We start from the raw sequence: 23,765 nt of genomic DNA, 5'->3' as shown, positions 1-23,765 counted from the left end.
CGGCGTCCGGACCGTGTCCCGCGGACCCGCTCACGCGCGATAGCCTCACCTTCGTGAGTGACCTGCCTGCCGTGCCAGACCCGCGGGAAATGCGGGTGTCCAACGCCGACCGCGAGCGCGTCGCGAAGGTACTGAACGACTCGATGGCCGAGGGCCGGCTGACCGTCAACGAGCTCGAGGAGCGGCTCGACAAGGTCTACGCCGCCAAGACCTTCGGCGACCTGGAGCCACTCACCCGCGACCTGCCAGCCGGCAACCAGGCCCGCGCGGCCGCCTACCCCCAGCCCGCGCCCTCGCGGGTCAACCGCGTCGGCGGCCGCGGCACGTCCGCTACCGCGATCGCGATCATGTCCGGCACCGACCGCAAGGGCGTGTGGACCGTCCCGCCGACCTTCACGACGGTGGCGCTGATGGGCGGCGTGGAGATCGACCTGACCGACGCCCGGTTCGAGGACGCGGAGACGACCATCCAGGCCTTCGCGATGATGGGCGGCATCGACATCTACGTGCCCGAAGACATCACGATCCAGGTCAACGGCACGGGCTTCATGGGGGCCTTCGAGAACCACGCGCAGGACCAGGCCCAGCCCCGCCCCGGCGCGCCGCTGGTGCGGATCACCGGCCTGGCCCTGATGGGCGGCGTGGACGTCAAGCGCCGCAAGCCGCGCAAGCAGAAGAACAAGCCCAAGGAGATCGAGGAGTAGCCCTGGTTCTCCCCGGTCCCTCGGTTTTGTCGGTGCCGCCTGGCATGCTCCGCTCGACAGGACGAACCTGAGGGGAACCGATGGACGCCAACGCCCGCCCGGTCGCCGACGAGCGCGACGGGCTGCTCACCTACCTCGCCCAGCAGCGGCGGGTGCTCAAGGCCGCCGCGTTCGGCCTCACTCCCGAGCAGCTGCGCGCGACGCCGAGCGCCAGCGCGCTGTCGGTCGGCGGCCTGGTCAAGCACGTCGCCTTCACCGAGCGCGGCTGGGCGGACACCATCGCCCGCAAGCCGCGGGCGGCCTCCGTCGAGGACTACGGTGCCGAGTTCGTGCTCACGCCCGAGGACACGCTCGAGTCGCTGATCGCGGCCTACGACGAGGTCGCGGCGCACACCGAGGAGGTCGTCGCGGGCGTCGCGGACCTCGGCGAGCCGGTGCCGGTACCCGACGAGCCGTGGTTCCCCGAGGACATCTCGGAGTGGTCGGTCCGCTGGGTCCTGCTGCACATGATCGAGGAGACCGCACGGCACGCGGGCCATGCCGACATCGTCCGCGAGTCGATCGACGGCGCCACCGCGTTCGAGCTGCTGGCCGCGACCGAGGGGTGGGAACCAACCCCCTGGCTGAAGCCCTGGGAGCCCACCCCTTCCGCTTAGACTCGATCGCATGGCAGCACCCTCACCGGCGAGTACGGGGCTACCCCCCGAGCTCACCGACGCGACCCGCGACGAGACCTCGCTTCGTCGTTTCCTCCATGGCCTCCCCGGCGTCGACCAGGTCGGTGTCGAGCAGCGCGCGGCCGGCCTCGCCACCCGCAGCATCAAGAAGGCGGCGAAGCTGTGGGCCATCGACACCGCCGTCCGCATGGTCGACCTGACCACGCTGGAGGGGGCGGACACGGCGGGCAAGGTCCGCTCGCTGTGCGCCAAGGCGCGCAGACCCGACCCGGAACGCCCCGAGGTGCCGCCGGTCGCCGCCGTCTGCGTGTACCCGGACATGGTCGCCACCGCGGTCGAGGCGCTGCGCGGCAGCGGCATCCACGTGGCCAGCGTCGCCACGGCGTTCCCGAGCGGCCGGTCCAGCATCCAGGTCAAGATCGCGGACACGGAGCTGGCCGTCGCGGACGGGGCGAGCGAGGTCGACATGGTGATCGACCGCGGCGCGTTCCTCTCCGGGCACTACGGCCGGGTGTTCGACGAGATCGTCACCGTCAAGCACGCCTGCGGGAACGCGCACCTCAAGGTCATCCTGGAGACCGGGGAGCTCGCCACGTACGACAACGTGCGCCGTGCGTCGTGGCTCGCGATGCTCGCGGGCGCGGACTTCATCAAGACGTCCACCGGCAAGGTGTCGCCCGCGGCCACCCTGCCGGTCACGCACGTGATGCTGCAGGCCGTCCGCGACTGGCACACCTCGACCGGCACCCGGATCGGCGTGAAGCCCGCCGGCGGCATCCGCACGACCAAGGACGCCATCCGCTACCTCGTCGCCGTGCGCGAGGTGGCCGGGCCGGAATGGCTCACCCCGGAGAAGTTCCGCTTCGGCGCCTCCAGCCTGCTCAACGACCTGCTGATGCAGCGCCGCGCCCAACTCGAGGGCCACTACAGCGGCCCGGACTACGTGACGGTGGACTGATGAAGACAAGTGACTCTCGCGGCCGCCGACCGCACCCAGGGGGAACGGGACGCAACCCAGCCACAAGTACGTGCCGAACAGGTCGGCATCAGCCCGAGGCGACCACAAGGGTTTATTCCGGGGAGGCGGAACAGTGATGTGGGAGTACGCGCCCGCGCCCGAGAACCGGGACATCGCGAACCTCAAGCCCAGCTACCGGATGTACCTCGACGGCGAGTTCGTCGAGGGTGGCGGCGAGCCGCTGAAGACCGTCAACCCGGCCACCGAGGAGGTGCTGGCCGAGGTGTCCACGGCCGCACCCTCCGATGTGGACCGGGCGGTCAAGGCGGCGCGGCGGGCCCACGAGCGGGTGTGGGGCCGCATGCCGGGCGCCGAGCGGGCGAAGTACATCTTCCGGATCGCGCGGATGATCGCCGAGCGGTCCCGCGAGCTCGCCGTGCTGGAGAGCCTGGACAACGGCAAGCCGATCAAGGAGTCCCGCGACGTGGACGTGCCGACCGCGTCCGCCCACTTCTTCTACCACGCGGGCTGGGCGGACAAGCTCGGCTACGCCGGGCTCGGACCGGACCCGCGCCCGCTCGGCGTGGCCGGCCAGGTCATCCCGTGGAACTTCCCGCTGCTGATGGCCGCGTGGAAGCTCGCCCCGGCGCTCGCCTGCGGCAACACGGTCGTGCTCAAGCCGGCGGAGACCACGCCGCTCACCGCGCTCGTGCTGGCCGAGATCATCCAGCAGGCCGAGCTGCCGCCGGGCGTGGTCAACATCCTGCCCGGTGCCGGCGACGTGGGCGCCGAGCTCGTCAACCACCCGGGCGTCGACAAGGTCGCCTTCACCGGCTCGACCGACGTCGGCAAGCTGATCCAGCGCTCGCTCGCCGGGTCGGGCAAGAAGCTGACGCTGGAGCTGGGCGGCAAGGCGGCCAACGTGGTGTTCGACGACGCGCCGCTCGACCAGGCCGTCGAGGGCATCGTCAACGGCATCTTCTTCAACCAGGGCCACGTGTGCTGTGCCGGCTCGCGGCTGCTCGTGCAGGAGTCGGTGGCCGACGAGCTGCTGGACAAGCTGCGCACCCGGGTGTCGACGCTGCGCCTCGGCGACCCGCTGGACAAGAACACCGACGTCGGCGCCATCAACTCCCGCGAGCAGCTCAACAAGATCAACGAGCTGGTGTCCTCGGGCGAGGCGGAGGGCGCCACGCGATGGACGAGCCCGTGCCCGTTGCCGGACAAGGGTTTCTTCTTCGCGCCGACCGTGTTCGCCGACGTCAGCCAGGCCATGCGGATCGCCCGCGAGGAGATCTTCGGCCCGGTGCTGTCGGTGCTCACGTTCCGCACCCCGGACGAGGCCGTGGCCAAGGCGAACAACACCCCGTACGGCCTGTCGGCGGGCATCTGGACTGACAAGGGCAGCAGGATTCTCTGGATGGCCAACAAGCTGCGTGCCGGCGTGGTGTGGGCCAACACGTTCAACCGGTTCGACCCGACCGCGCCGTTCGGCGGCTACCAGGAGTCCGGCTTCGGCCGGGAGGGTGGCCGCACGGGACTGGAGGCCTACCTCGATGTCTGAGCGTCTGTCCGTCGCCAAGACCTACAAGCTGTACATCGGCGGCGCGTTCCCGCGCTCGGAGTCCGGCCGCTCGTACCAGGTCCGCGACTCGAAGAGCGCGTTCCTGGCCAACGCCGCGCAGGCGTCGCGCAAGGACGTGCGCGAGGCGGTCGTGGCCGCCCGCAAGGCGTTCGGCGGCTGGGCCAGGGCCACGGCGTACAACCGCGGCCAGGTGCTGTACCGGGTGGCGGAGCTGCTGGAGGGCCGGCGCGAGCAGTTCGTCACGGAGGTGGCCGCGAGCGAGGGCGTCCCGCTCAAGCGCGCTCAGTCCATCGTGGACGGTGCGATCGACCGGTGGGTCTGGTACGCGGGCTGGACGGACAAGATCGCCACGGTCCTCGGTGCGTCCAATCCGGTGGCCGGCCCGTACTTCTCGTTCTCCGTACCCGAGCCGACGGGTGTGGTCGGCGTGCTGGCCCCGCAGTCGTCGTCGCTGCTGGGCCTGGTGAGCGTGGTGGCCCCGGTGATCGCCACGGGCAACACGGCCGTCGTGGTCGGGAGCCAGGACCGCCCGCTGCCGGCTATCACGCTGTCCGAGGTGCTCGCGACGTCCGACGTCCCGGGCGGCGTGGTCAACATCCTCACCGGCCGCACGGCGGAGCTGGCCCCGTGGCTCGCCTCCCACGCGGACGTCAACGCCCTGGACCTCGCCGGCGCGCCGGAGTCGATGACCGCCGAGCTGGAGAAGTCCGCCGCGAACACGGTGAAGCGGGTGCTGCGCGCCAAGCCGGCCGAGCCGGACTGGGCGGCGGCCCAGGACATCTCCCGGCTGCGCGCGTTCCTGGAGACGAAGACCGTCTGGCATCCGATGGGAGTGTGAAACCACGCACTCGAGCTGCTGTCCGGCCGAGCGTTCCAGGTCCGCCGCGACGAGCGGTTGCGCCGGACGGCTCAGGAAACGACCGTGGAAGGGGTGCGAACGGTGGCGCGAAGTGTGGCTCCGGCCCCGCCGATGAGCTCGCATGGTTCGACCCGTCGTCGCTACGCTCCGACCGGTGATCCATCACGATGTCGCCACCACGTAGAGTGCCGACGTTCTGTGTGCCGATGGATTGCGTGACCAGGAGGTCCAGCAATGTCCCAGGACATCGTCTCGATCGAGCTCGGCCTGCCCCAGGGCGACCTCGTCACGCTGTGGGCACCCCGCTGGCGGGAGGACGGTGAGGAGTGGGAGGCGTTCCTCGGCCACGAGGACGACCTGTACGCCTTCCCCGACGCCGCGCACCTCGCCGCGTTCGTGCGCACGGTGGACGAGCACGACCTGGCCGACCATCCCGCGTGGGACGTGGTGCCCGAGCTGTCCGTGCCCGAGCTGCTGCCCGACGAGTCGCACACCTACGACCTCGTCGGCGTGCCGGAGCTCGCCGCGGAGGACCCGGACCAGTGGACGATCGGCGAGCTCGCCGACATCGTGTCGATCGTCCGCTCGCTCGCCGACGTGTGCGAGCTCGACGAGGTGCACGACGTGCTGAGCTCCGCGGCCGGCTTCGCCGTGCTCGAGCAGGGCACGTTCCCGTTCACCGGCCGCGAGGGCCAGAAGCTGTGGAACGACCTCTCGGAGACCATCTCCGAGCGGTGGGACGAGGTCCTCGACGCCATCGACGACGTGGTGATCGTGCCCGAGGTCGACAAGGCGACCCTCGACCAGACCACGGACGAGCTGGCCGCGTACCAGGCCGAGTCCGAGGAGGCCGAGAACGCGCTCGACAGCGAGGACGCCGAGGACCTGGACGCCGACGCCGACGCCGACGTCGACGCCGCCGAGTCCGAAAAGGACACCGAGGCCGACGACGAGGAGGACGAGGACGCCGAGGACGAGGAGCCGGTCGGCTTCTGGGGTGAGGTCGGCATCGATCCCATCAAGATCATCACGGCCGAGGGCGAGTACTACACGCTGCGCTGCTACCTCGACGACGAGCCGATCTTCCTCGGCACCGACGGCACGATCGTGGTGACGAAGTCGCCGCGCGCGCTCGCCAAGCACATCGCCCAGCACGGCAACGAGGACAACGACCTCGCCGAGGTGTCGACGTGGGCGGACGTCTCGACCAAGGCCACGGACGGCCGCCTGGACATCGAGGTCGAGACCGACAACACCTACGTGCTGAACGGCCTGTCCGACGACATCGCCGAGGGTCCGGACGCGGTCGACCCGGTGCAGCTGGACCTCGCCGTCGAGCTGCTGCGGGACGCGGCGGACTGGGCGGACGACAAGAGCGTCGCCGAGGCCCTCTCGCAGTCGGAGAGCCTCGGTTGGCTCGTGTCGTTCATCCTCTCGCCGGACCCGACCCGCCTAGCGCCCAGCCCGCCGTTCGACGCCGAGCAGTCGGCGTGGACGCGGCTGGTCGAGGCGTTCGAGAACCGGCTGGACCTCAAGTAGTCAGCAGGGCCGCGTAGCCGGGCTTGATGACGTCGTTGATGATCGCGAGGCGCTCGTCGAAGCCGATGAACGCCGACTTCATCGCGTTGATCGTGAACCACCGCAGGTCCGCCCAGCCGTAGCCGAAGGCATCCACGAGCGCGGACATCTCGCTCGAGGGCGTGCAGCCGGACATCAGCCGGTTGTCGGTGTTGACCGTGACGCGGAAGCGCAGCTTCGTGAGCAGCCCGATCGGATGCTCGGCGATCGACGGTGCGGCGCCGGTCTGGATGTTGGACGACGGGCACATCTCCAGCGGGATCCGGCGGTCCCGCACGTAGCTCGCCAACCGTCCCAAGTGGATGGTGCCGTCCTCGTCCACCTTGATGTCGTCGACGATCCGCACGCCGTGGCCGAGGCGCTCGGCACCGCAGTGCTGGATCGCCTCCCAGATCGAGGGCAGGCCGAACGCCTCGCCGGCGTGGATCGTGAAGTGCGCGTTCTGCTGGCGCAGGTACTCGAACGCGTCGAGGTTGCGGGTGGGCGGGAAACCCGCCTCCGGCCCGGCGATGTCGAAGCCGACGACGCCGGTGTCGCGGTGGCGCACCGCGAGCTCGGCGATCTCCAGCGAGCGCGCGTTCTGGCGCATCGCGCACAGCAGCGTGCCGATCCGGATCCGCCTGCCCCGCTCGAGCGCGCGCCGCTCGCCGAGCCGGAAGCCCTCCTGCACGGCCTCGACGATCTCGTCGAGGCTCAAGCCGTGCTCGCAGAACAGTTCCGGCGCGTAGCGCACCTCGGCGTAGACGACGCCGTCCTCGGCGAGGTCCTCGGCGCACTCGGCCGCGACCCGCACGAGCGCGTCGGTGTTCTGCATGACGCCGCACGTGTGCGCGAACGTCTCGAGGTAGCGCACGAGCGAGCCGGAGTCGGCGGCGTTGCGGAACCACTGGTCGAGCTCGGCGGCGTCGCTCGTGGGCAGGTCGCGATAGCCGGCCGCCTCGGCCAGCTCGACGACCGTGGCGGCGCGAAGACCACCATCCAGGTGATCATGAAGGAGAACTTTGGGGGCGGTGCGGACAGCCTCCGGGGTCACCGGAACGGGGTTCGTCGTCGACATGACGCAACGGTACTCAACGGGGGTAGTCATCCAATCGGGTAAGCATGGGGCGACGTAAAGTCATGCCTGGTCCCGGCATTTGTCCTACGACCCTCGACCGATCGGCCCAACTGGGCCTGCCGCGAACTAACGGGTGGTGTATGGACGCGTTCTGGGAGTGGCTAGGCTCCTCCGCGTCGGCCCTGCCCCTCCCCACGACGAAGGTCACCTCCGTGAACGAGAACAACAACTCGACGGTGTCGTTCGACCGGATGCGCAACATGCTCGTGCGCGCGGCCGAGATCCGTGAGAGCGAACAGCAGCAGATCTTCGACACACTGGATGAGATTCACGCCAGGCTGTCGCCACTGGAGTCCATCGGGTCGGTGCGCAAGCGGCTGTCCGAGATGCCGGACCGCACCGAGCTCGGCACGCTGTCCCAGCGCGTCGAGGACGCGATGGCCAAGCTCGAGGCCCAGGACGGCGCCATCGCGGCGCTGACGCGGGCGGTCGAGGGGATCGTGGACAAGCTCGCCACGCCCTTCGCGCAGCTCGACGGGCGGCTGGACGGGGTGGCCGGCCGGTTCGAGGGCGTCGCGGGCCGGATGGACGGGCTCGAGGACAAGCTCGCCTCGATCCACCGCCGCATCGACGAGCTGTCCGCGCACATCGACAAGCACCTCGACAAGCAGGACGGCAAGCTCGACGCGCTGCCCGGCAACGTCCACGGCCCGGTGCGCGAGCGCATCGAGCAGGCGGAGAACGCGCTGCGCGGCCACGTCGACGCGACGAAGGACGCGGTGAGCCAGTCGGTGTCCGACGCGTCGGCGACAGTGCAGGCGAAGCTGACCGAGACCGCGAACGCCTTGCACAACAACATCGACGAGAAGGCCACGGGCGTGCGCGGCGCGGTCGACGAGGCGCGCAAGTCGGTGCAGGACGCCGTCGAGGACACCAAGACGACGGTCGACGGCACGGCGCGCCTGGAGACGCTGGCCGAGCGCCTGGAGCACGTGACGGGCCGCCTTGACGACATGACGAAGCGCCTGGACGCGGTCGAGGACGGCTTCGCCGAGAAGATCGGCTCGATGGGCTCGGCCATCCGGGACAGCCTGACGAAGGTCGAGGGCACGCTCGGCAAGCAGCCGGACAACGACCAGCTGGCGTCCATGGTGCGCAAGAGCAACGAGGAGTCGGAGCGGCGCATCGGCGGCCACCTCGACGAGGCCATGGCCACCTTCGCGGAGCTCATGATGGGCGGTGGCCCCCAGCCGCGGCCGCCGGCCACCCTCCCGCGCCAGACGGCCCGCCGCCGCAACGGCAAGACCCAGAAGCCGCGCACCGAGGAGACCGAGGAAACCTCGAGCTGACTCCGGTTCAACGCAACGGCCCGCCGCCGTCGTGGCGGCCGTTGCGGGCTTTGCGTCGCCACAGCCCGGAAAACCCGGGAGCGCGGCACGTGCTGTGGACAGGCGGGCTCAGCGGTTGCCGTGGATCGTTTCGATGATCAGAGGTGGCCGGTCGGGGACGGAGTCCGCGACGTCCACGGCGCCCTCCAAGGCCGCGAGCGCACCGGCAACCGCGTCCGGGGTGTCCGTCCGCAGCTCGAACAGCGGGTCGCCCGCCGAGACCGGCTCGCCGGGCTTGGCCAGGCACAGCACGCCCGCCGCGGACTGGACCGGGTCCTCCTTGCGTGCCCGGCCCGCGCCCAGCCGCCACGCGGCCACGCCCACCGCCCGCGCGTCCAGCCGCGCCACCACGCCCGAACGCGGCGCGCGGACGGCGGGCTCCAGGTGCCTCGGCGTCGGCAGCGGCGCGAACGGGTCACCGCCCTGGGCGGAGATCATCGCCTGCCAGGTCTCGTACGCCTGCCCCGACGCCAGCACCGCCGCCGGGTCGGCCGAGACACCCGCCAGCGTCAGCATCTCCCGGGCCAGCGCCACGGTCAGCTCGACCACGTCCGCCGGGCCGCCGCCCTGCAGCACGTCGACCGACTCGGCCACCTCGACGGCGTTGCCGACCGCGCGCCCGAGCGGCGTCGACATGTCGGTCAGCAACGCCGTCGTCCGCAGGCCGTGCTCGTCGCCGATCGACACCAGTGCCCGGGCCAGCTCCCGCGCGGCGGCGAGATCGGGCATGAACGCCCCCGAGCCGACCTTCACGTCGAGCACGAGCGCGCCCGCGCCCTCGGCGATCTTCTTCGACATGATCGACGACGCGATCAGCGGCACGCACTCCACTGTCGCCGTCACGTCCCGCAGCGCGTAGAGCTTGCGGTCCGCGGGCGCCAGGCCGGACGTGGGCGCGCACACGACCGCCCCGATCGACGCCAGCTGCGCGCCGATCTCCGCCGACGACAGCGACGCGCGCCAGCCGGGGATCGACTCCAGCTTGTCCAGCGTGCCGCCCGTGTGCCCGAGGCCGCGCCCCGACAGCTGCGGCACCGCCGCACCGCACGCGGCGACCAGTGGGGCCAGCGGCAGCGTGATCTTGTCGCCGACGCCGCCGGTGGAGTGCTTGTCGACCGTCGGGCGGCCGGCGGGCCACGAGAGCCGCTCGCCGGAGTCGATCATCGCCCGGGTCCAGCGCGCGGTCTCCGCCGCGGTCATGCCGCGCAGGAAGATCGCCATGGCGAGCGCCGACATCTGCTCGTCGGCGACCAGCCCGCGCGTGTACGCGTCCACGACCCAGTCGATCTGCTCGTCGGTGAGCACCCCGCCGTCGCGCTTGGTGCGGATGACGTCGACGGCCGAGAACGTACTCACGGGAGGTCGTCCGGGCCGAACGCGTGCGGCAGCACGTCCCGCATCGCCATGGGCCCCGACGGCGTGTCCAGCAGGCAGTCCGCTCCGCCGAGCTCGTAGAGGACCTGCCGGCACCGGCCGCACGGCATCAGCAGCTCGCCGTCGCCGCCGCGGCACGCGACCGCGACGAACCGGCCGCCGCCGGACAGCCGCAGCTGACCCGCCATCGTGCACTCGGCGCACAGGCCGAGCCCGTACGAGGCGTTCTCCACGTTGCAGCCGACGACGGTACGGCCGTCGTCGACGAGGGCGGCCGCACCGACCCGCAGCCCGGAGTACGGGCAGTAGGCCTGTGCGGCCGCCTCGACGGCCTTCTCGCGCAGCTCGTCCCAGTCCACCGCGCTGTCCACAGTGGCCAGGTTAGTCGCCCTCCCCACGCCGGTACGGCATGCCGTCCGCGGCGGGCGGCCGTAGTCGTTGGGCGGCCAGGGCGAGTACGACCAGCGTGATGATGTGCGGCGTGTACGGCAGGAACTCGGTCGGCAGCTCGTCGGTGAAGAAGTACAGCACGTACACCAGGATCGCGCCCGCCGCGGCCAGCCCGGCCCCGGTCCAGCGCCGCCGGAACAGCTGCCAGACGACGATCAGCCCGGCCACGATCACCGCCGAGTACAGCAGCGCGTGCACCGTCTCCGGACCGGACGAGAGCCGCAGGCCGTCCGAGTAGCCGAACAGCGTCGAGCCGGCGAGCGTGCCCACCGGCCGCCAGTTGCCGAAGATCATCGCCGCGAGGCCGATGAAGCCGCGGTTCGCGGTCTGGCCCTCGGAGTAGATCGACGGGCTGGAACCCAGCACGAGCGCAGCGCCGCCGATGCCGGCGAGCGCACCGGACGCGACCACCGCGATGTACTTGTACAGGTAGACGTTCACGCCCAGCGACTCCGACGCCACCGGGTTCTCGCCGCACGAGCGCAGCCGCAGCCCGAACCGGGTCCGCCACAGCACCACATAGGTCGCGACGACCAGCAGGATCGACAGCAGCAGTACCGGCGACACCCGGGTCACCAGGCCACGCACGATCCCGGCCACGTCGGAGATGACCACGCGTTGCTGCGCCTCCAGGTCACCGAGCCAGTCCGACAGCCCCGGCACCGAGTACGTGTCGAACTGCTCCACCGGCGGCGAGTCACGCGGGTTGCTCGACAGCGGCTCGAAGATCAGCGTGGACAGGTACTTCGTGATGCCTGCGCCGAGCAGGTTGATCGCCACACCGGACACGATGTGGTTGACGCCGAACGTCACGGTCGCGACGGCGTGCAGCAGGCCTCCGAGCGCGCCCATCACGGCGCCGACCAGGACCGACATCCACGGCCCGCCGTGCAGGCCGCCGAAGGCCGCGCCCCAGGTGCCGAGGATCATCATGCCCTCGAGGCCGATGTTGATCATCCCGGAGCGTTCCGACCAGATGCCGCCGAGACCACACAGCAGGATCGGCAGCCCGAGGGTCACCGTGTTCTGCATCGTCGACGACGAGGTCAGCGCCGGCTGGCCGGTCAGGTACGAGGTCATCGACAGCACGCCGACCACGGCCACGACGCCGATCATGAACCACGCCCAGGCGGGCAGCGTGCGGCGCTGAACCGGAGGCGGCATCGTCATCGCCGCGCCACCGGGTGTGTTGGGCACGCCCGGCTGGACTTCGACCATGCTCACGACGACACCTCACAGGCTCGCTGCCGCGGCTCGGGGTCGCCCAGCGTCGATGATTCCCTCGCGAGCTCGCTCATTTCGCGGCCTCCGGTGCCGGTTCGGTCGCAGTGATGGTGCCGAGCGCGCGGCCCACCCTGCGTTGCTCGGCCGCCTGGTCGAAGCGTTTGACGACCTCGTAGGCGATGACCACGGACAGCACGATCAGGCCCTGCATGATCGTCGCGATCTCGCGGGGCACGCCGACGTTGTCCAGCGCCGCCTTGGCCTTCTCCAGGAACGCCCACAGCAGCGAGCCGAACGCGATGCCCACCGGGTGGTTGCGGCCCAGCAGCGCGATGCCCAGCGCCGCGAAGCCGTACCCGGCGGTGAAGTTCAGCGTGTACGCGTGGTCACGGCCGAGGATCTCCGGCATGCCGATGAGGCCCGCGATCGCCCCCGACGACAGCAGCGCGATCACGATCATGCGCTTGGCGTTCACGCCACCCGCGGACGCCGCGGTCGGCGACAGCCCGGACGCCCGCAGCTCGAAGCCGAACCGCGTCCGGTTCATCGTCGTGCCGTAGAGCGCCGCGGCGAGGACCGCGAGGAAGACCAGCCCGAAGACCGTGCCGCGGTCGCCGAGCGAGATGCCGGGCACCAGGCCGGACTCGGGGATCGGCTCGGTGGAGACGTTGTTGCCGATCAGGATGCCGAACTGGTCACGCCGGATCAGGAAGGCCGCGAGGCCGAACGCGATCGCGTTCATCATGATCGTGGAGAGCACCTCGTGCACCCCGCGCGTCACCTTGAGGATCGCCGGCAGCAGCGCCCACAGCGCGCCCGCGATCATCGCGACGATGAGGATCACGATCCAGTGCAGCGGGGCGGGCAGCACGATCGCGCTGCCCACGATGGCCGCGACCAGCGCACCGATCCGGTACTGGCCCTCGATCCCGATGTTCAGCAGGTTCATCTGGAACCCGATGGCGGCCGCGATCGAGGCGATCATGTAGATGGCCGTGCTGTTGACGATGTCGACCGCGACCTGGCCCTCGCCGACCTGGCTGATCATCGCGCCGAGGGCGTCGATCGGGTTCGCCCCGGAGAACAGCAGGATGAGCGCGCAGAGCAGGGCCGAGACGACGATCGCGAGCACGGGCGCCAAGAGCGACGACCGCAGCTTGGCGATCACTTCTTGTCTCCTTCCGTAGCGGGCACCGCGGCCTTCTCGGCGTCGGCGCCGGGTTCGTCCCCGTCCGCCGCACCGTGTCCGTCGGCGTCGACCTCCCCGGCGCCGGTCATCGCCGAGCCCAGGTCCTCCGGCGTGACCGTGGCCGGGTCGGCGTCGGCGACGAACCGGCCGCGCAGCATGACCTTGATGGAGTCGGACAGGCCGATCAGCTCGTCGAGGTCGGCGGAGACCAGCAGCACGGCGAGCCCGCGGGCGCGCGCGGAGCGGATGTGGTCCCAGATCGCGGCCTGGGCGCCGACGTCCACGCCGCGGGTCGGGTGCGAGGCGATCAGCAGCACCGGGTCACCGGAGAGCTCGCGGCCGACGACCAGCTTCTGCTGGTTGCCGCCGGACAGCGAACCCGCGGTCACGTCGATGCCGGGCGTGCGGACGTCGAACTGCTCGACGATGCGCTTGGTGTCGCTGCGCGCGCCCGACACGTTGAGCAGGAAGCCGTGTGAGGCGGGGCTTCTGGTCTGGTGGCCGAGGATGCGGTTCGCCCACAGCGGCTGGGTGAGCAGCAGGCCGTAGCGGGTGCGGTCCTCGGGGATGTAGCCGATGCCGGCCTCGCGGCGGGACAGCGTGCCGGCCTTGGTCACGTCGCGGCCGTCGAGCAGCACCTTGCCGGCGGACGCCTTGCGCATGCCCATGATCGTCTCGACGAGCTCGGTCTGGCCGTTGCCCTCGACGCCCGCGATGCCGAGCACCTCGCCGGAGCGGACCACGATGTCGAGCGAGTCCAGCAGCGCGCGGCCGTCCGGGGTGCGCAGGGTCAGGCCGTCGACGCGCAGGATCTCCTTGTCGGTGACCGTCGAGGTGCGCGTCTCGGGGCTCGGCAGCTCGCTGCCGACCATCATCTCGGCGAGCTGGCGGCTGGTCACCGTGCCGGGGTCGACCGTGCCGACCGTGGTGCCGCGGCGGATTACGGTGACGGTGTCCGCGATCGCGCGGACCTCGTCGAGCTTGTGGGAGATGAAGAGGAACGTGTAGCCGTCGTCGCGCATCGTGCGCAGCGTGTCGAACAGCTCGTCGACCTCCTGCGGCACGAGCACCGCGGTCGGCTCGTCCAGGATGACGATCTTCGCGCCACGGTAGAGCACCTTGAGGATCTCGACCCGCTGCCGGTCGGCGACGCCGAGCCGCTCGACCAGGGTGTCCGGATCGACGTCGAGGCCGGTGGCGCCGGCGAGCTCACGGACCCGCGACTTGGCCTTGCGGCCGATGCCGTACATCTGCTCGGCGCCGAGGACGACGTTCTCCAGCACGGTCAGGTTGTCGGCGAGCATGAAGTGCTGGTGCACCATGCCGATCCCGGCTCTGATGGCCTCGGCCGGCGACTTGAAGTGCACCTGCTCGCCGTTCACCGAGATGGTGCCCTCGTCGGGACTCTGCATCCCGTAGAGGATCTTCATCAGGGTGGACTTGCCGGCGCCGTTCTCACCGCAGAGCGCGTGCACCTCCCCGGGGCGCACGGTCAGGTGGACGTCGCTGTTGGCGATCACGCCGGGGAACCGTTTGGTGATGCCGTTCAGCTCGACCGCGGGTCGCACGGCCGTGTCGGTGTCGGTCATCGAAGGAAGCCCTCTCACGGGAAAGACCCGTGGGTGCGCGGCGAACCGCACACCCACGGGTGTCACGCACGTCGATCAGCCGGTCGGCTTGTCGTTGACCTTGATCTTGCCGTCGATGATCTGCTGCTTGTACGACTCGACCCACGACTTCGTCTCGTCGTCGATCTTGCCGCCCGACGTGGAGTAGCCGACGCCGTCCACCTTGAGGTCGAAGACCGGCGGGAGCGACTTGAGGTCGTTCTGCGCGTTCGCGGCGATGAAGTCGTACACCGCGACGTCCACCCGCTTGAGCATGGACGAGATGATGATGTCCTTGTACGCGGCGACGGTCTTCTGGTTGTACTGGTCGGAGTCGACGCCGATCGCCATCACGTTGGCCTCCTTGGCCGCGGCGAACACGCCCTTACCGGACGCGCCCGCGGCGTGGTAGACCACGTCGGCGCCCTGGTCGATCAGGCCCTTCGCGGCGACCTGGCCCTTCGGCGGGTCGGTGAAGCCGGTGAGGTCGCCCGCCTCGGTGATGTACGTCTTGACGATCTTCGCATCCGGCGCGACGGTCTTGACGCCCTGCTCGAAGCCGGCCTCGAACTTCTGGATCAGCGGGATGTTGACGCCGCCGACGAAGCCGATCGTGCACGACTTGCTCTTGAGCGCGGCGATCACGCCGACCAGGAACGAACCCTCGTGCTCGGCGAAGCCGAGGAAGGTGACGTTCTTCGGGGCGCCCTCGGCGAAGCCGTCGACGACCGCGAACTGCTGCTTCGGGTACTGCTTGGCGACCGCCACGGTCGAGGTCGAGTAGGCGAAGCCCACGGCCACGATCGGGTTGTAGCCCTCCTGGGCGAGCTGGCGGAGGCGGGCCTGCTTGGCGTCCTCGCTCTCCTGGTCGGTGGCGGTGAGTTCCTTGGTGTTCTCCTTCTTCACGCCCATCTTCTCGATGGCCTGGTCGAGCCCGGCAGCCGCCGAGTCGTTGAAGGAAGCGTCACCGCGGCCACCGATGTCGAACGCGAGGCCGACCCTGAGCTTGCTGGCGTCGACGTTCGCGCCGGCGTCGGACGAGGTCGCACCGCCCTCAGCCGCCGGCGGCTTGTCGACCGTCTTACAACCCTCGGTTCCGCCAGAGCCGCCCGATGCGTTGTTCGAAGTTCCCGAATCCTTCGCACAGCCGACCACGGACAGCACGCTGGTCAAAGCGATCGCGGCGACCGCGACTCCCCGCTTGAAGCGCAAGGCCTTTCTCCTCCCGGCTTCCGCGCCCGGCACACACCGAACGCAAACTTATTCGCGAGACCGTACTCTGCGGGTCATCCGGCGCTACCGCCACATGGGCTCGCGTAACACAATCGTTTTCGCGTTGCGGCCGGGACGCACGCACGGTGATCGTTCACGTGCGGTCGGATGATTTCTAGGGCCATTCGTCCTAGTCCGGAAGTCTTCCTTCGGACTAGCCCGCCGATCGCCCCAGTTGTTACAAACCCGCCGGGTTGTCCACAGCCCGGTCGCTCACCGCACGCTCGCGCGGTCCTCCACCACGCGGAACGTGATGCCGGCACGCTGGAGCCGGTCGATCAGCCGGTTGCCCATGGCGACCGCGGTCGTCACCTGCCCGGCGACCTTCGGCACGTCGTCGAAGGCCAGGCAGAGGGCCGACTCGGCGAGCATCTTCGCGGTCTCGTCGTAGCCGGGGTCGCCGCCGCTGACCTCGGTCAGCACCTCGCGCCCGCCGCCTTCGGCCACGAACCGGGCACGGAACCACGCCTTCGCGCGCTTCTGCTCGTCCGGCCCGTCGCCCGACTGCATGCGCGCGAGCAGCCAGCGGCGCGCCGGCGGCACCTGGGCGAGCAGCACGGCCGCGCCGACCCCACCGAGGATCGCCGCGGCGGTCGGCAGCCGGCGCACGGCGATGTTGTGCCCGTAGGAGAAGTCGGGGCCGTAGCGGTCCAGCGCGCGGGCGGACCGCAGAACCACCTGCGGGTCGATCACGGGGGCGGGCAGCACCCACGAGCCGTACTCGTGGCGGGGCAGCCCCTTGATGCCGTGGACCTCACGGGTCCCGGGCCGGTCCTCGGCGCGGCGGCGCCGCGCGGCCACCGAGGCCATCACACGCAACCGGGAGAAGGCCGTGATCGCCGAGTGATAGGTGCCCGCGGAGAACCCGGCCGAGGCCGACATGAACGCCTGGACCTTGATCGGCACGTCCTCGGGCAACTGCTGCACGGTGTAGTACGCGCCGAGGTCGGCCGGGATCGAGTCGAACCCGCAGCAGTGCACGAGCCGGGCGCCGGATTGAACGGCCTTCTCGTGGTGGGCGAGGTACATCCGGTCGACGAACTCGGGCTCACCGGTGAGGTCGAGGTAGTCGGTGCCCTCCTCGGCGCACACGGCGACGAGCGGCTCACCGTGGTGGATGTAAGGCCCGACGGTGCTGACGACGGTCCGGCTGCGCACCGCGACCGCGCGCAGGGACGCGGGGTCGTGCACGTCGGCCCGCAAGAGGTCGAGCGACGCGCAGGCCGGGTTGATCGCGGCCAGGCGCGTGCGCAGCGCCTCGAGCTTGGTCATGTTCCGCCCGGCGAGCGCCCACCGGCAGGCGTTCGGCGCGCTGGCCGCCAGGTACTCGGCGGTCAGGCTTCCCGTGAACCCCGTGGCTCCGAAGAGCACGACGTCGAACTCGCGGCCCACCGACATCCCCGACTCCCTCCACGCGGCCATCCCTACCCACGGGTAGCCCGACCATACCGACCGCTCGACGGCCCGCGGATCCCCCCGGCGGGGTCAGCTCCAGAACACGGCCAGGCCCACGTTCACCACGACGAGGCTCACGAGGGTGACGGGAAGCCAGCGCGGCGCGGGGACCCGGCGGATCACGTAGACCAGCGCGAGCCCGCCGATGACGAGCAGCACCAGCAGCTTGATACCGAGCTTGACGTGGTTGTAGTCGGCGTGGGTGAGCGGCGCGAGCAGCTGCAGCGCGAGCCCGGTGACCAGCTGCAGCGCCGCGCCGTGCAGCCAGCCCACGTTCAGCGGCGAGCCGGCCGGCAAGCGCCGCTGCACGAAGAACATCGCGACGAGGATCGCCATCCCCAGCAGGTGGAGGAACACCAGCAGCTGCCGAACGAACTCCACGAAACGGTCTCCTCGAGTCGGTCGGGCCGGATCGGCCCGCGGGTACGACCGTTTCTAGCAGGCCCGCCTACGCGGGCCGGGAGAGGATCTTCTCCCTGGCCTCGGCGTAGCGCTCGCGCAGCCCCGGCGTCGGGTCGGCCGCCACCTTCTCGACCGAGCCCAGGCGCCAGCGTGGTGGGCTGTCCGTGCCCGTCAACGCCCACGCCGCCTGCCGCGCGGCACCGTCCGCCACGTACTCGCCCGGTTCCGGCACCAGTACGGGCCGGCCCAGCACCGCGGGCGCGATCCGGCGCACCGCGGCCGAGCGGGCACCACCGCCGATCAGGAGGACCCGGTCCACCCGGACGCCCTGCGCGACCAGCGCGTCGACCGCGTCGGCCAGGCCGCAGAGCATGCCCTCCACCGCGGCGCGGGCCTGGTGGGCGGGCGTGGCGTTCGCGAGCCGCAGGCCGTGCAGGGCGGCCGTCGCCAGCGGGAGGTTCGGGGTGCGCTCCCCCTCCAGGTAGGGCACGAGCACCAGGCCGTCCGCGCCCGGCGGGGCGGACAGGGCCAGCTCGGCGAAGCGATCATGGTCCACGCCGAGCATGCGGGCGGAGGCGTCGAGCACCCGGGCCGCGTTCAGCGTGCACACCAGCGGCAGGAACCGGCCCGTCGCGTCCGCGAAGCCGGCCACCAGGCCCAGCGGGTCCGCGCTCGGCTTGTCGGCCACCGCGAACGCCGTGCCCGACGTCCCGATCGACACCACCACGTCGCCGGGCTCCGCGCCAACGCCGAGGGCCGCCGCCATGTTGTCCCCGGTCCCCGCGCCGAGCACCGCGCCCTGCCGCGAGCCGGCCGGCTCGCCCCCTACCCGGCCGGCCGTGTCCGACGGACCGAGCACGGCCGGCAGCCCGACCGTCCGGCCCAGACCCAGCTCCAGCAGGTCCATCCGGTAGGACCCCGACCCGGCCGCGAAGTACCCGGTGCCCGACGCGTCGCCGCGGTCCGTGGTCACCGTGGACACGTCGCCGTCACCGCGCAGGCGCCAGGTCAGGTAGTCGTGCGGCAGGCACACCGCGGCCGTCCGGGCGACCGAGTCCGGCTCGTGCTCGGCGAGCCAGCGCAGCTTCGTCACGGTCACCGACGCCACCGGGACCACGCCGACCGCGTCGGCCCACGCGGCCGGGCCGCCGAGCTCGTCGACGAGTGCCGCGGCCGCGCCGGCCGAGCGGGTGTCGTTCCACAACAGAGCCGGCCGCACGACCTCGCCGGCCGCCGACAGGCACACCATGCCGTGCTGCTGGCCGGCGACCGAGACGGCGGCGACATCGCCGATGCCACCGGCCCGCTCGATCGCCGACCGCAGCGCGTCCCACCACGCCGCCGGGTCCACCTCGGTCCCGTCGGGGTGCGTCGCCGAGCCGCTGCGCACCAGCGCCCCCGTCTCCGCGTCACGCACCACGACCTTGCAGGACTGCGTCGACGAGTCGACGCCGGCTACGAGCGGCATGGCCCACACCTCCCCGAACAGCCTAGAACCGAATGTTCCTCAGGTAGCGGTATCCGGTGTCGGCGCACTTCAGGGCGTCGACCGGCTCGTCGTTCTCGACGATGTACTCCTCGACCTCGAGCGGGTACGTCGACCGGAAGATCCGCGGGAAGTCGATCGTGCCCTCGCCGAGGTCGGCGAAGCCGCCGTCCGGCTTGCGGTCCTTGACGTGGAACTGCTTGACCCGCCCCGCGTTCTGGTAGAACACCTCGACCGGGTCCTGCTCCCCGGTGACGACCCAGTACAGGTCCATCTCCAGGTAGACGTTCCGCCTCGACGTGCCGTGGGTGATCACGTCGTACGGCCGCACGCCGTCGATCGGCAGGAACTCCTGGTTGTGGTTGTGGTACCCGAGCGGGATGCCCGCCCGCCGGAACACCTTCCCGGCCGCCTCCAGGCGCGCCGTGAAGTCCGCCCACTCCGCGATCGTCCCGAAGTTCGAGTACGGGTGGACCACGCGGCGGTTGCCGAGCGTCCTCGCGTCCGCGATCGCCTGGTCGAGGTCGATCCCGTCGATGCCGACGTGCGACGACGTCGCCGTGATGTGGTTGCGGTCGAGGATCCGGCGGAACTCCGCGGCGCTGCGGCCGTAGGTGCCCGCCATCTCGACCTTGCGGTACCCGATGTCCGCGAGCGCCGACATGGTGCCCTCGACGTCGGCCTCGAACAGGTTCCGCAGCGTGTAGAGCTGGATGCTGATCTTGTCCTTCGACACGTGCAGCGGGCGGTGCCCGCCACCGGCGCTCGCCGTGCCCGGCAGCGCGCTCATCGCGCCGACCGTGAGCGCCGCACCGGCGGCGCCGCGCAACATCGACCTACGAGAGATGGCCACGACAGATCCCTTCGTGGAGAGGTTCGGGGAGAGGTTCGTCGAGAACGCGGTCGAACCGGCAGGGCGGATCAGTCCTTCGAGGAGAACGCGGCGTCGAACGCCGCGGTCGGCTTGTCGAACAGGTTGGTGCGGATGAAGGTCAGGGCCTCCTCGGCACCACGCAGCCGGTCCATCCCGGCGTCCTCCCACTCGACCGAGATCGGCCCCTCGTAACCGATCGCGTTGAGCGCGCGGAACGACGCCTCCCACGGCACGTCGCCGTGCCCGGTGGACACGAAGTCCCAGCCGCGGCGCGGGTTCGCCCACGCCAGGTGGCTGCCGAGCCGGCCGTTGCGGCCGTCGAACCGCTTCTTCGCGTCCTTGCAGTCGACGTGGTAGATGCGGTCGGCGAAGTCGAGGATGAACCCGACCGGGTCCAGGTCCTGCCACACGAAGTGCGACGGGTCCCAGTTGAGGCCGAAGGCCTCCCGGTTGCCGACCGCCTCCAGCGTGCGCTTCGTGGTCCAGTAGTCGTACGCGATCTCCGACGGGTGCACCTCGTGCGCGAAGCGCACGCCGACCTCGTCGAACACGTCCAGGATCGGGTTCCACCGGGCGGCGAAGTCCGCGTACCCGTCGTCGATGACGTCCTGGCCCACCGGCGGGAACATCGCCACGTACTTCCAGATCTTCGACCCGGTGAAGCCGATGACCGTGTCCACGCCGAGCTTCGCGGCGGCGCGCGCGGTGTCCTTCATCTCCTCGGCGGCCCGCTGGCGCACGCCCTCGGCGTCACCGTCGCCCCAGATGCGTGCGGGCAGGATGTCCTTGTGCCGCTGGTCGATGGGGTCGTCGCAGACCGCCTGGCCCAGCAGGTGGTTGGAGATCGCCCACACCTTGAGCCCGTGCGAGGCGAGCTGGTCGAGCTTGCGCTGGACGTAGTCGTCCTCGTTGACGGCGCGATCCACCTCGAAGTGATCGCCCCAGCAGGCGATCTCCAGCCCGTCGTACCCCCAACCCGCGGCGAGCTTGCACACCTCCTCGAACGGGAGGTCGGCCCACTGGCCGGTGAACAACGTGACGGGTCGACTCATCGTCGAGCTCCTTCCGAGACCGTGACGTCGGGGATTCCTTGCAGTTGCAGTAGCAGGTCGTGGACGTCGGTGGCGGCGAGCGCGCCACCGGGCTCGGCTTGCGGGGCCGAGCACAACAGCACCGGCCCGTCGTCCGCGCTCGCGGGGAGCCGGCCGTGCGAGCCACGCACGCAGGACGGGTCGAGCGGCACCACGCTCATCGCGTAGCGCAGCCCGACCTTCTTGCGCACCAGATTCAGCCCGGCCTTGGCCTTCGCCAGCCGGTCCGCAGGGTCGAAGAAGAGCTCGGCCGGGTCGTAGCCGGGCTTGCGGTGGATCTCCACGCCGCGCGCGAAGTCCGGCGCGCGGGCGTCGTCGAGCCAGTAGTAGTAGGTGAACCAGGCGTCCGGCTCGGCCACCACGACGAGCTCGCCGGCCCGTGGGTGGTCGATGCCGTAGCGGGCCTGCGCGTCGCGGTCGAGTACCTCGTCCACACCGGACAGCGTGGTCAGCATGTCGCGGACCCGCGACACGTCGGCCGGGTCGTGCACGTAGACGTGGGCGACCTGGTGGTCGGCGACCGCGAACGCGCGCGACGTCCACGGGTCGAGGTACTCCATGCCGGCCTGGGTGTGGACCTCCAGCAGCCCCTCGGCCCGCAGCAGCCGGTTGACGTCGACCGGCCGCGACACGGGCGTGATGCCGTACTCCGACAGGGCGACCACGGTCGCGCCCGCGTCGAGCGCGGTGGCGAGCAGCGGCGCGAGCGCGTCGTCGACCTCCCGGGCCGCGCGCACCGCCTCCGGTCCGTCCGGGCCGAACCGCTGCAGGTCGTAGTCCAGGTGCGGCACGTACACGAGCAGCAGGTCCGGGTGGTGCTCGGTGAACACCTTCCGGGACGCGCCGACGATCCACTCGCTGGACCGCAGCGACGCGGTCGGCCCCCAGTACTGGAACAGGGGGAACTCGCCGAGCGCGCCGACGAGCTCGTCGTGCAGGCTCGGCGGGCGCACGTACGCGTCCGGCGACTTGCGGCCGTCCGCGTGGTAGATCGGCCGCGGCGTCACGGTGATGTCGGTGGTCGCGCCCATCGCGTACCACCAGCAGACGGTCGCCGCCGTGTACCCGGGGTCGCGCACGCGGGCGGTCTCCCACACCTTGTCCCCCGCGACGAGCCGGTTGTGCTGGCGCCACAGGAAGATCTCGCCGAGCTCGCGGAAGTACCAGCCGTTGCCGACGATCCCGTGCTCGGCCGGCATCCGGCCGGTGAGGAACGTCGACTGGGCGCTGCAGGTCACCGCCGGCAGCACGGTGCCGAGCTCGGCCTGCCACCCGCGCCGGCCGAGCCCGGACAGGTTCGGCATGTGCGCGAGCAGCTTCGGGGTCAGGCCGACCACGTCGAGCACGACGAGCTGGTTGGTCATCGAGCGACTCCCTCGAACAGATGTGCGGCGGCCCAGCGCAGCTCGGCCGCGATGCCCCGGATGAGCGCCGTGTCCCCGCCGCCCCCGGCGGTCTCCGGCAGCACGCTCCAGGTGTAGGTCTCCACCTCGACGTGCGGCAGCTCGCCGTCCACCCTGGACTCCAGTGCGGCGACCGCGGCACGCAGCACGTCGGTGGTGGCCGACAGCGGCGCGGCCGGCCGGGCGTGCAGCGGCACGTGGAAGTGCACCCGCCAGGCGCGCTGCGCGGGCAGCTCGGTCAGCGCCTGCGGGATGTCGTCGGCGCCGACCACGCCGCCGTCGCCGGTGCGCTCGCGAACCTGGTGCAGGTAGCGCGGCTCGGTGAAGTCGGCCAGCGCGAGCCGGGCCGCCTCGCCGCCGGGCTCGTCGACCTGCAAGGCGGCCGAGGCCTGCACCTTCACCACCGACAGGCCCGCGTCGTGGATGCCGGCCACCGTCACCGCCGGGTCGGCGAAGGAGACCGCGAGGTGGCAGGTGTCCAGGCACAGCCCGACGTAGCGCGGGTCGACCCGGGGCGCGAGCCAGGCCACCGCGTCCGCGACCGAGTCGAGCACGCAACCCGGCTCGGGCTCGACGGCGAGCCGGATGGGCCTGCCGTTCGCGCGCGCCATGCCGTCGAGCACCCCGGTCAGCTCGGCGAGGGCACCGGTGGCCACGGCGTCGTCGGCCTCGTCCCACGGCGTGCGCCAGGCCAGCGGCAGCGTGGAGATGCTGCCGTAGCGCGCGGAGTCGGGCAGCAGGTCGGCGAGCACGATCGCGCAGTCCACCGTGTACTCCAGGCGCCGCGGGTCCGTCCACTGTGGCTGGTACACCGCGTGCTTGACGACCTCGTCGTGGAAGCCGCCGAACGGGAACGCGTTGAGCGTGTACACCTCCAGCCCGCGCGCGTCGAGCTCGGCACGCAGCCTGCGGCGGGCCGCGTCGTCGTCGGCGAGCACCGCCGCGAGCGAGGCCGGCAGCCACAGCCCGAGCCCGAGCACGTCCGTGCCCACGAGCCTGCGCACCGGCTCGGCGTAGCGGTCGAACTGGGCCACCACCCCGTCGAGGTCCTCGGCGGGATGCACGTTGGTGCAGTAGGAAAGGGCCCTCACGCCCCACCACCCCGGAGCACCGAGTTGCCCGCGAACGTCTC

Annotated in this window: 21 protein-coding genes; 7 read left to right on the top strand and 14 right to left on the bottom strand. The window is 71.1% G+C overall.

All coding sequences use genetic code 11. The annotated features are described in order from the left end of the window. Positions 1-53 precede the first annotated feature (53 nt). The 6 genes from VH969_RS19520 to VH969_RS19495 all read left to right on the top strand — a co-directional run bounded on the left by VH969_RS19520 (position 54) and on the right by VH969_RS19495 (position 6,322). Complete coding sequence (locus VH969_RS19520; RefSeq protein ID WP_331976207.1) at positions 54-704, top strand: DUF1707 SHOCT-like domain-containing protein; 651 nt, start codon at positions 54-56, stop codon at positions 702-704. Between the two features lie 80 nt (positions 705-784). Next, entirely contained in the window at positions 785-1,360 is a 576-nt protein-coding gene (locus tag VH969_RS19515) for a DinB family protein (RefSeq protein ID WP_331976205.1), read from the top strand. Positions 1,361-1,370: 10 nt separating this feature from the next. Continuing rightward, positions 1,371-2,339, top strand: a complete 969-nt coding sequence (gene deoC / locus VH969_RS19510; RefSeq protein WP_331976203.1) for a deoxyribose-phosphate aldolase — start codon at positions 1,371-1,373, stop codon at positions 2,337-2,339. Between the two features lie 136 nt (positions 2,340-2,475). Continuing rightward, the gene (locus tag VH969_RS19505) at positions 2,476-3,903 is read left to right on the top strand and encodes an aldehyde dehydrogenase family protein (protein WP_331976201.1); all 1,428 of its coding nucleotides are present in this window, start codon (positions 2,476-2,478) and stop codon (positions 3,901-3,903) included. Then, positions 3,896-4,762, top strand: a complete 867-nt coding sequence (locus VH969_RS19500; RefSeq protein WP_331976199.1) for an aldehyde dehydrogenase family protein — start codon at positions 3,896-3,898, stop codon at positions 4,760-4,762. The genes VH969_RS19505 and VH969_RS19500 overlap by 8 nt, the downstream gene beginning before the upstream one ends. A gap of 255 nt (positions 4,763-5,017) precedes the next feature. Then, positions 5,018-6,322, top strand: coding sequence for a SatS C-terminal domain-containing protein (locus VH969_RS19495; RefSeq protein ID WP_331976197.1), 1,305 nt, complete (start codon positions 5,018-5,020; stop codon positions 6,320-6,322). Here the strand turns inward: VH969_RS19495 and VH969_RS19490 are convergent. Further along, positions 6,315-7,418 (bottom strand): adenosine deaminase, encoded by a 1,104-nt coding sequence (locus tag VH969_RS19490; protein ID WP_331976195.1) that lies wholly within the window; start codon positions 7,416-7,418, stop codon positions 6,315-6,317. The genes VH969_RS19495 and VH969_RS19490 overlap by 8 nt on opposite strands. A gap of 251 nt (positions 7,419-7,669) precedes the next feature. Here VH969_RS19490 and VH969_RS19485 point away from each other — a divergent pair, with 251 nt between their 5' ends. Continuing rightward, positions 7,670-8,767: a PA containing protein gene (locus tag VH969_RS19485; protein WP_331976248.1), complete on the top strand. Its 1,098-nt coding sequence runs from the start codon at positions 7,670-7,672 to the stop codon at positions 8,765-8,767. A gap of 108 nt (positions 8,768-8,875) precedes the next feature. On the opposite strand, the gene VH969_RS19480 is transcribed toward VH969_RS19485, so the two are convergent. The 13 genes from VH969_RS19480 to eboE form a co-directional block, all read right to left on the bottom strand. Then, positions 8,876-10,162: a thymidine phosphorylase gene (locus VH969_RS19480; protein ID WP_331976193.1), complete on the bottom strand. Its 1,287-nt coding sequence runs from the start codon at positions 10,160-10,162 to the stop codon at positions 8,876-8,878. Beyond that, positions 10,159-10,578 carry a cytidine deaminase gene (locus VH969_RS19475; RefSeq protein WP_331976191.1) on the bottom strand — a complete coding sequence of 140 codons (420 nt, stop codon included), beginning with the start codon at positions 10,576-10,578 and terminating at the stop codon, positions 10,159-10,161. Before VH969_RS19475 ends, VH969_RS19480 begins: the two co-directional genes overlap by 4 nt. Then, positions 10,562-11,848, bottom strand: coding sequence for an ABC transporter permease (locus VH969_RS19470; protein WP_414638575.1), 1,287 nt, complete (start codon positions 11,846-11,848; stop codon positions 10,562-10,564). Before VH969_RS19470 ends, VH969_RS19475 begins: the two co-directional genes overlap by 17 nt. Before the next feature lie 76 nt (positions 11,849-11,924). Then, positions 11,925-13,019 (bottom strand): ABC transporter permease, encoded by a 1,095-nt coding sequence (locus VH969_RS19465; RefSeq protein WP_331976244.1) that lies wholly within the window; start codon positions 13,017-13,019, stop codon positions 11,925-11,927. Beyond that, the gene (locus VH969_RS19460) at positions 13,019-14,632 is read right to left on the bottom strand and encodes an ABC transporter ATP-binding protein (protein ID WP_331976189.1); all 1,614 of its coding nucleotides are present in this window, start codon (positions 14,630-14,632) and stop codon (positions 13,019-13,021) included. Before VH969_RS19460 ends, VH969_RS19465 begins: the two co-directional genes overlap by 1 nt. A 75-nt stretch (positions 14,633-14,707) precedes the next feature. Then, positions 14,708-15,862 carry a BMP family lipoprotein gene (locus VH969_RS19455; RefSeq protein WP_331976187.1) on the bottom strand — a complete coding sequence of 385 codons (1,155 nt, stop codon included), beginning with the start codon at positions 15,860-15,862 and terminating at the stop codon, positions 14,708-14,710. A 273-nt stretch (positions 15,863-16,135) separates the two neighbouring features. Further along, entirely contained in the window at positions 16,136-17,320 is a 1,185-nt protein-coding gene (locus VH969_RS19450; protein WP_331976185.1) for a saccharopine dehydrogenase family protein, read from the bottom strand. A gap of 87 nt (positions 17,321-17,407) precedes the next feature. Beyond that, positions 17,408-17,758, bottom strand: coding sequence for a hypothetical protein (locus VH969_RS19445; RefSeq protein ID WP_331976183.1), 351 nt, complete (start codon positions 17,756-17,758; stop codon positions 17,408-17,410). Positions 17,759-17,825: 67 nt separating this feature from the next. Further along, positions 17,826-19,247 (bottom strand): xylulokinase, encoded by a 1,422-nt coding sequence (gene xylB, locus VH969_RS19440; protein WP_331976181.1) that lies wholly within the window; start codon positions 19,245-19,247, stop codon positions 17,826-17,828. 22 nt (positions 19,248-19,269) lie between these two features. Further along, a complete protein-coding gene (locus VH969_RS19435) occupies positions 19,270-20,097 on the bottom strand; it encodes a sugar phosphate isomerase/epimerase family protein (RefSeq protein WP_331976242.1) in 828 nt (275 codons plus the stop codon). A gap of 89 nt (positions 20,098-20,186) precedes the next feature. Continuing rightward, positions 20,187-21,191, bottom strand: a complete 1,005-nt coding sequence (locus tag VH969_RS19430; RefSeq protein WP_331976179.1) for a sugar phosphate isomerase/epimerase family protein — start codon at positions 21,189-21,191, stop codon at positions 20,187-20,189. After that, entirely contained in the window at positions 21,188-22,594 is a 1,407-nt protein-coding gene (locus VH969_RS19425; RefSeq protein ID WP_331976177.1) for an alkaline phosphatase family protein, read from the bottom strand. Before VH969_RS19425 ends, VH969_RS19430 begins: the two co-directional genes overlap by 4 nt. Continuing rightward, positions 22,591-23,724, bottom strand: coding sequence for a metabolite traffic protein EboE (eboE, locus tag VH969_RS19420; protein WP_331976175.1), 1,134 nt, complete (start codon positions 23,722-23,724; stop codon positions 22,591-22,593). The genes VH969_RS19425 and eboE overlap by 4 nt, the downstream gene beginning before the upstream one ends. Positions 23,725-23,765 lie beyond the last annotated feature (41 nt).

Origin of the sequence: Actinophytocola sp., from assembly GCF_036555685.1 — a bacterium.
GTDB lineage: Bacteria > Actinomycetota > Actinomycetes > Mycobacteriales > Pseudonocardiaceae > Actinophytocola.
This window is presented reverse-complemented; position numbering and strand designations above follow the sequence as displayed.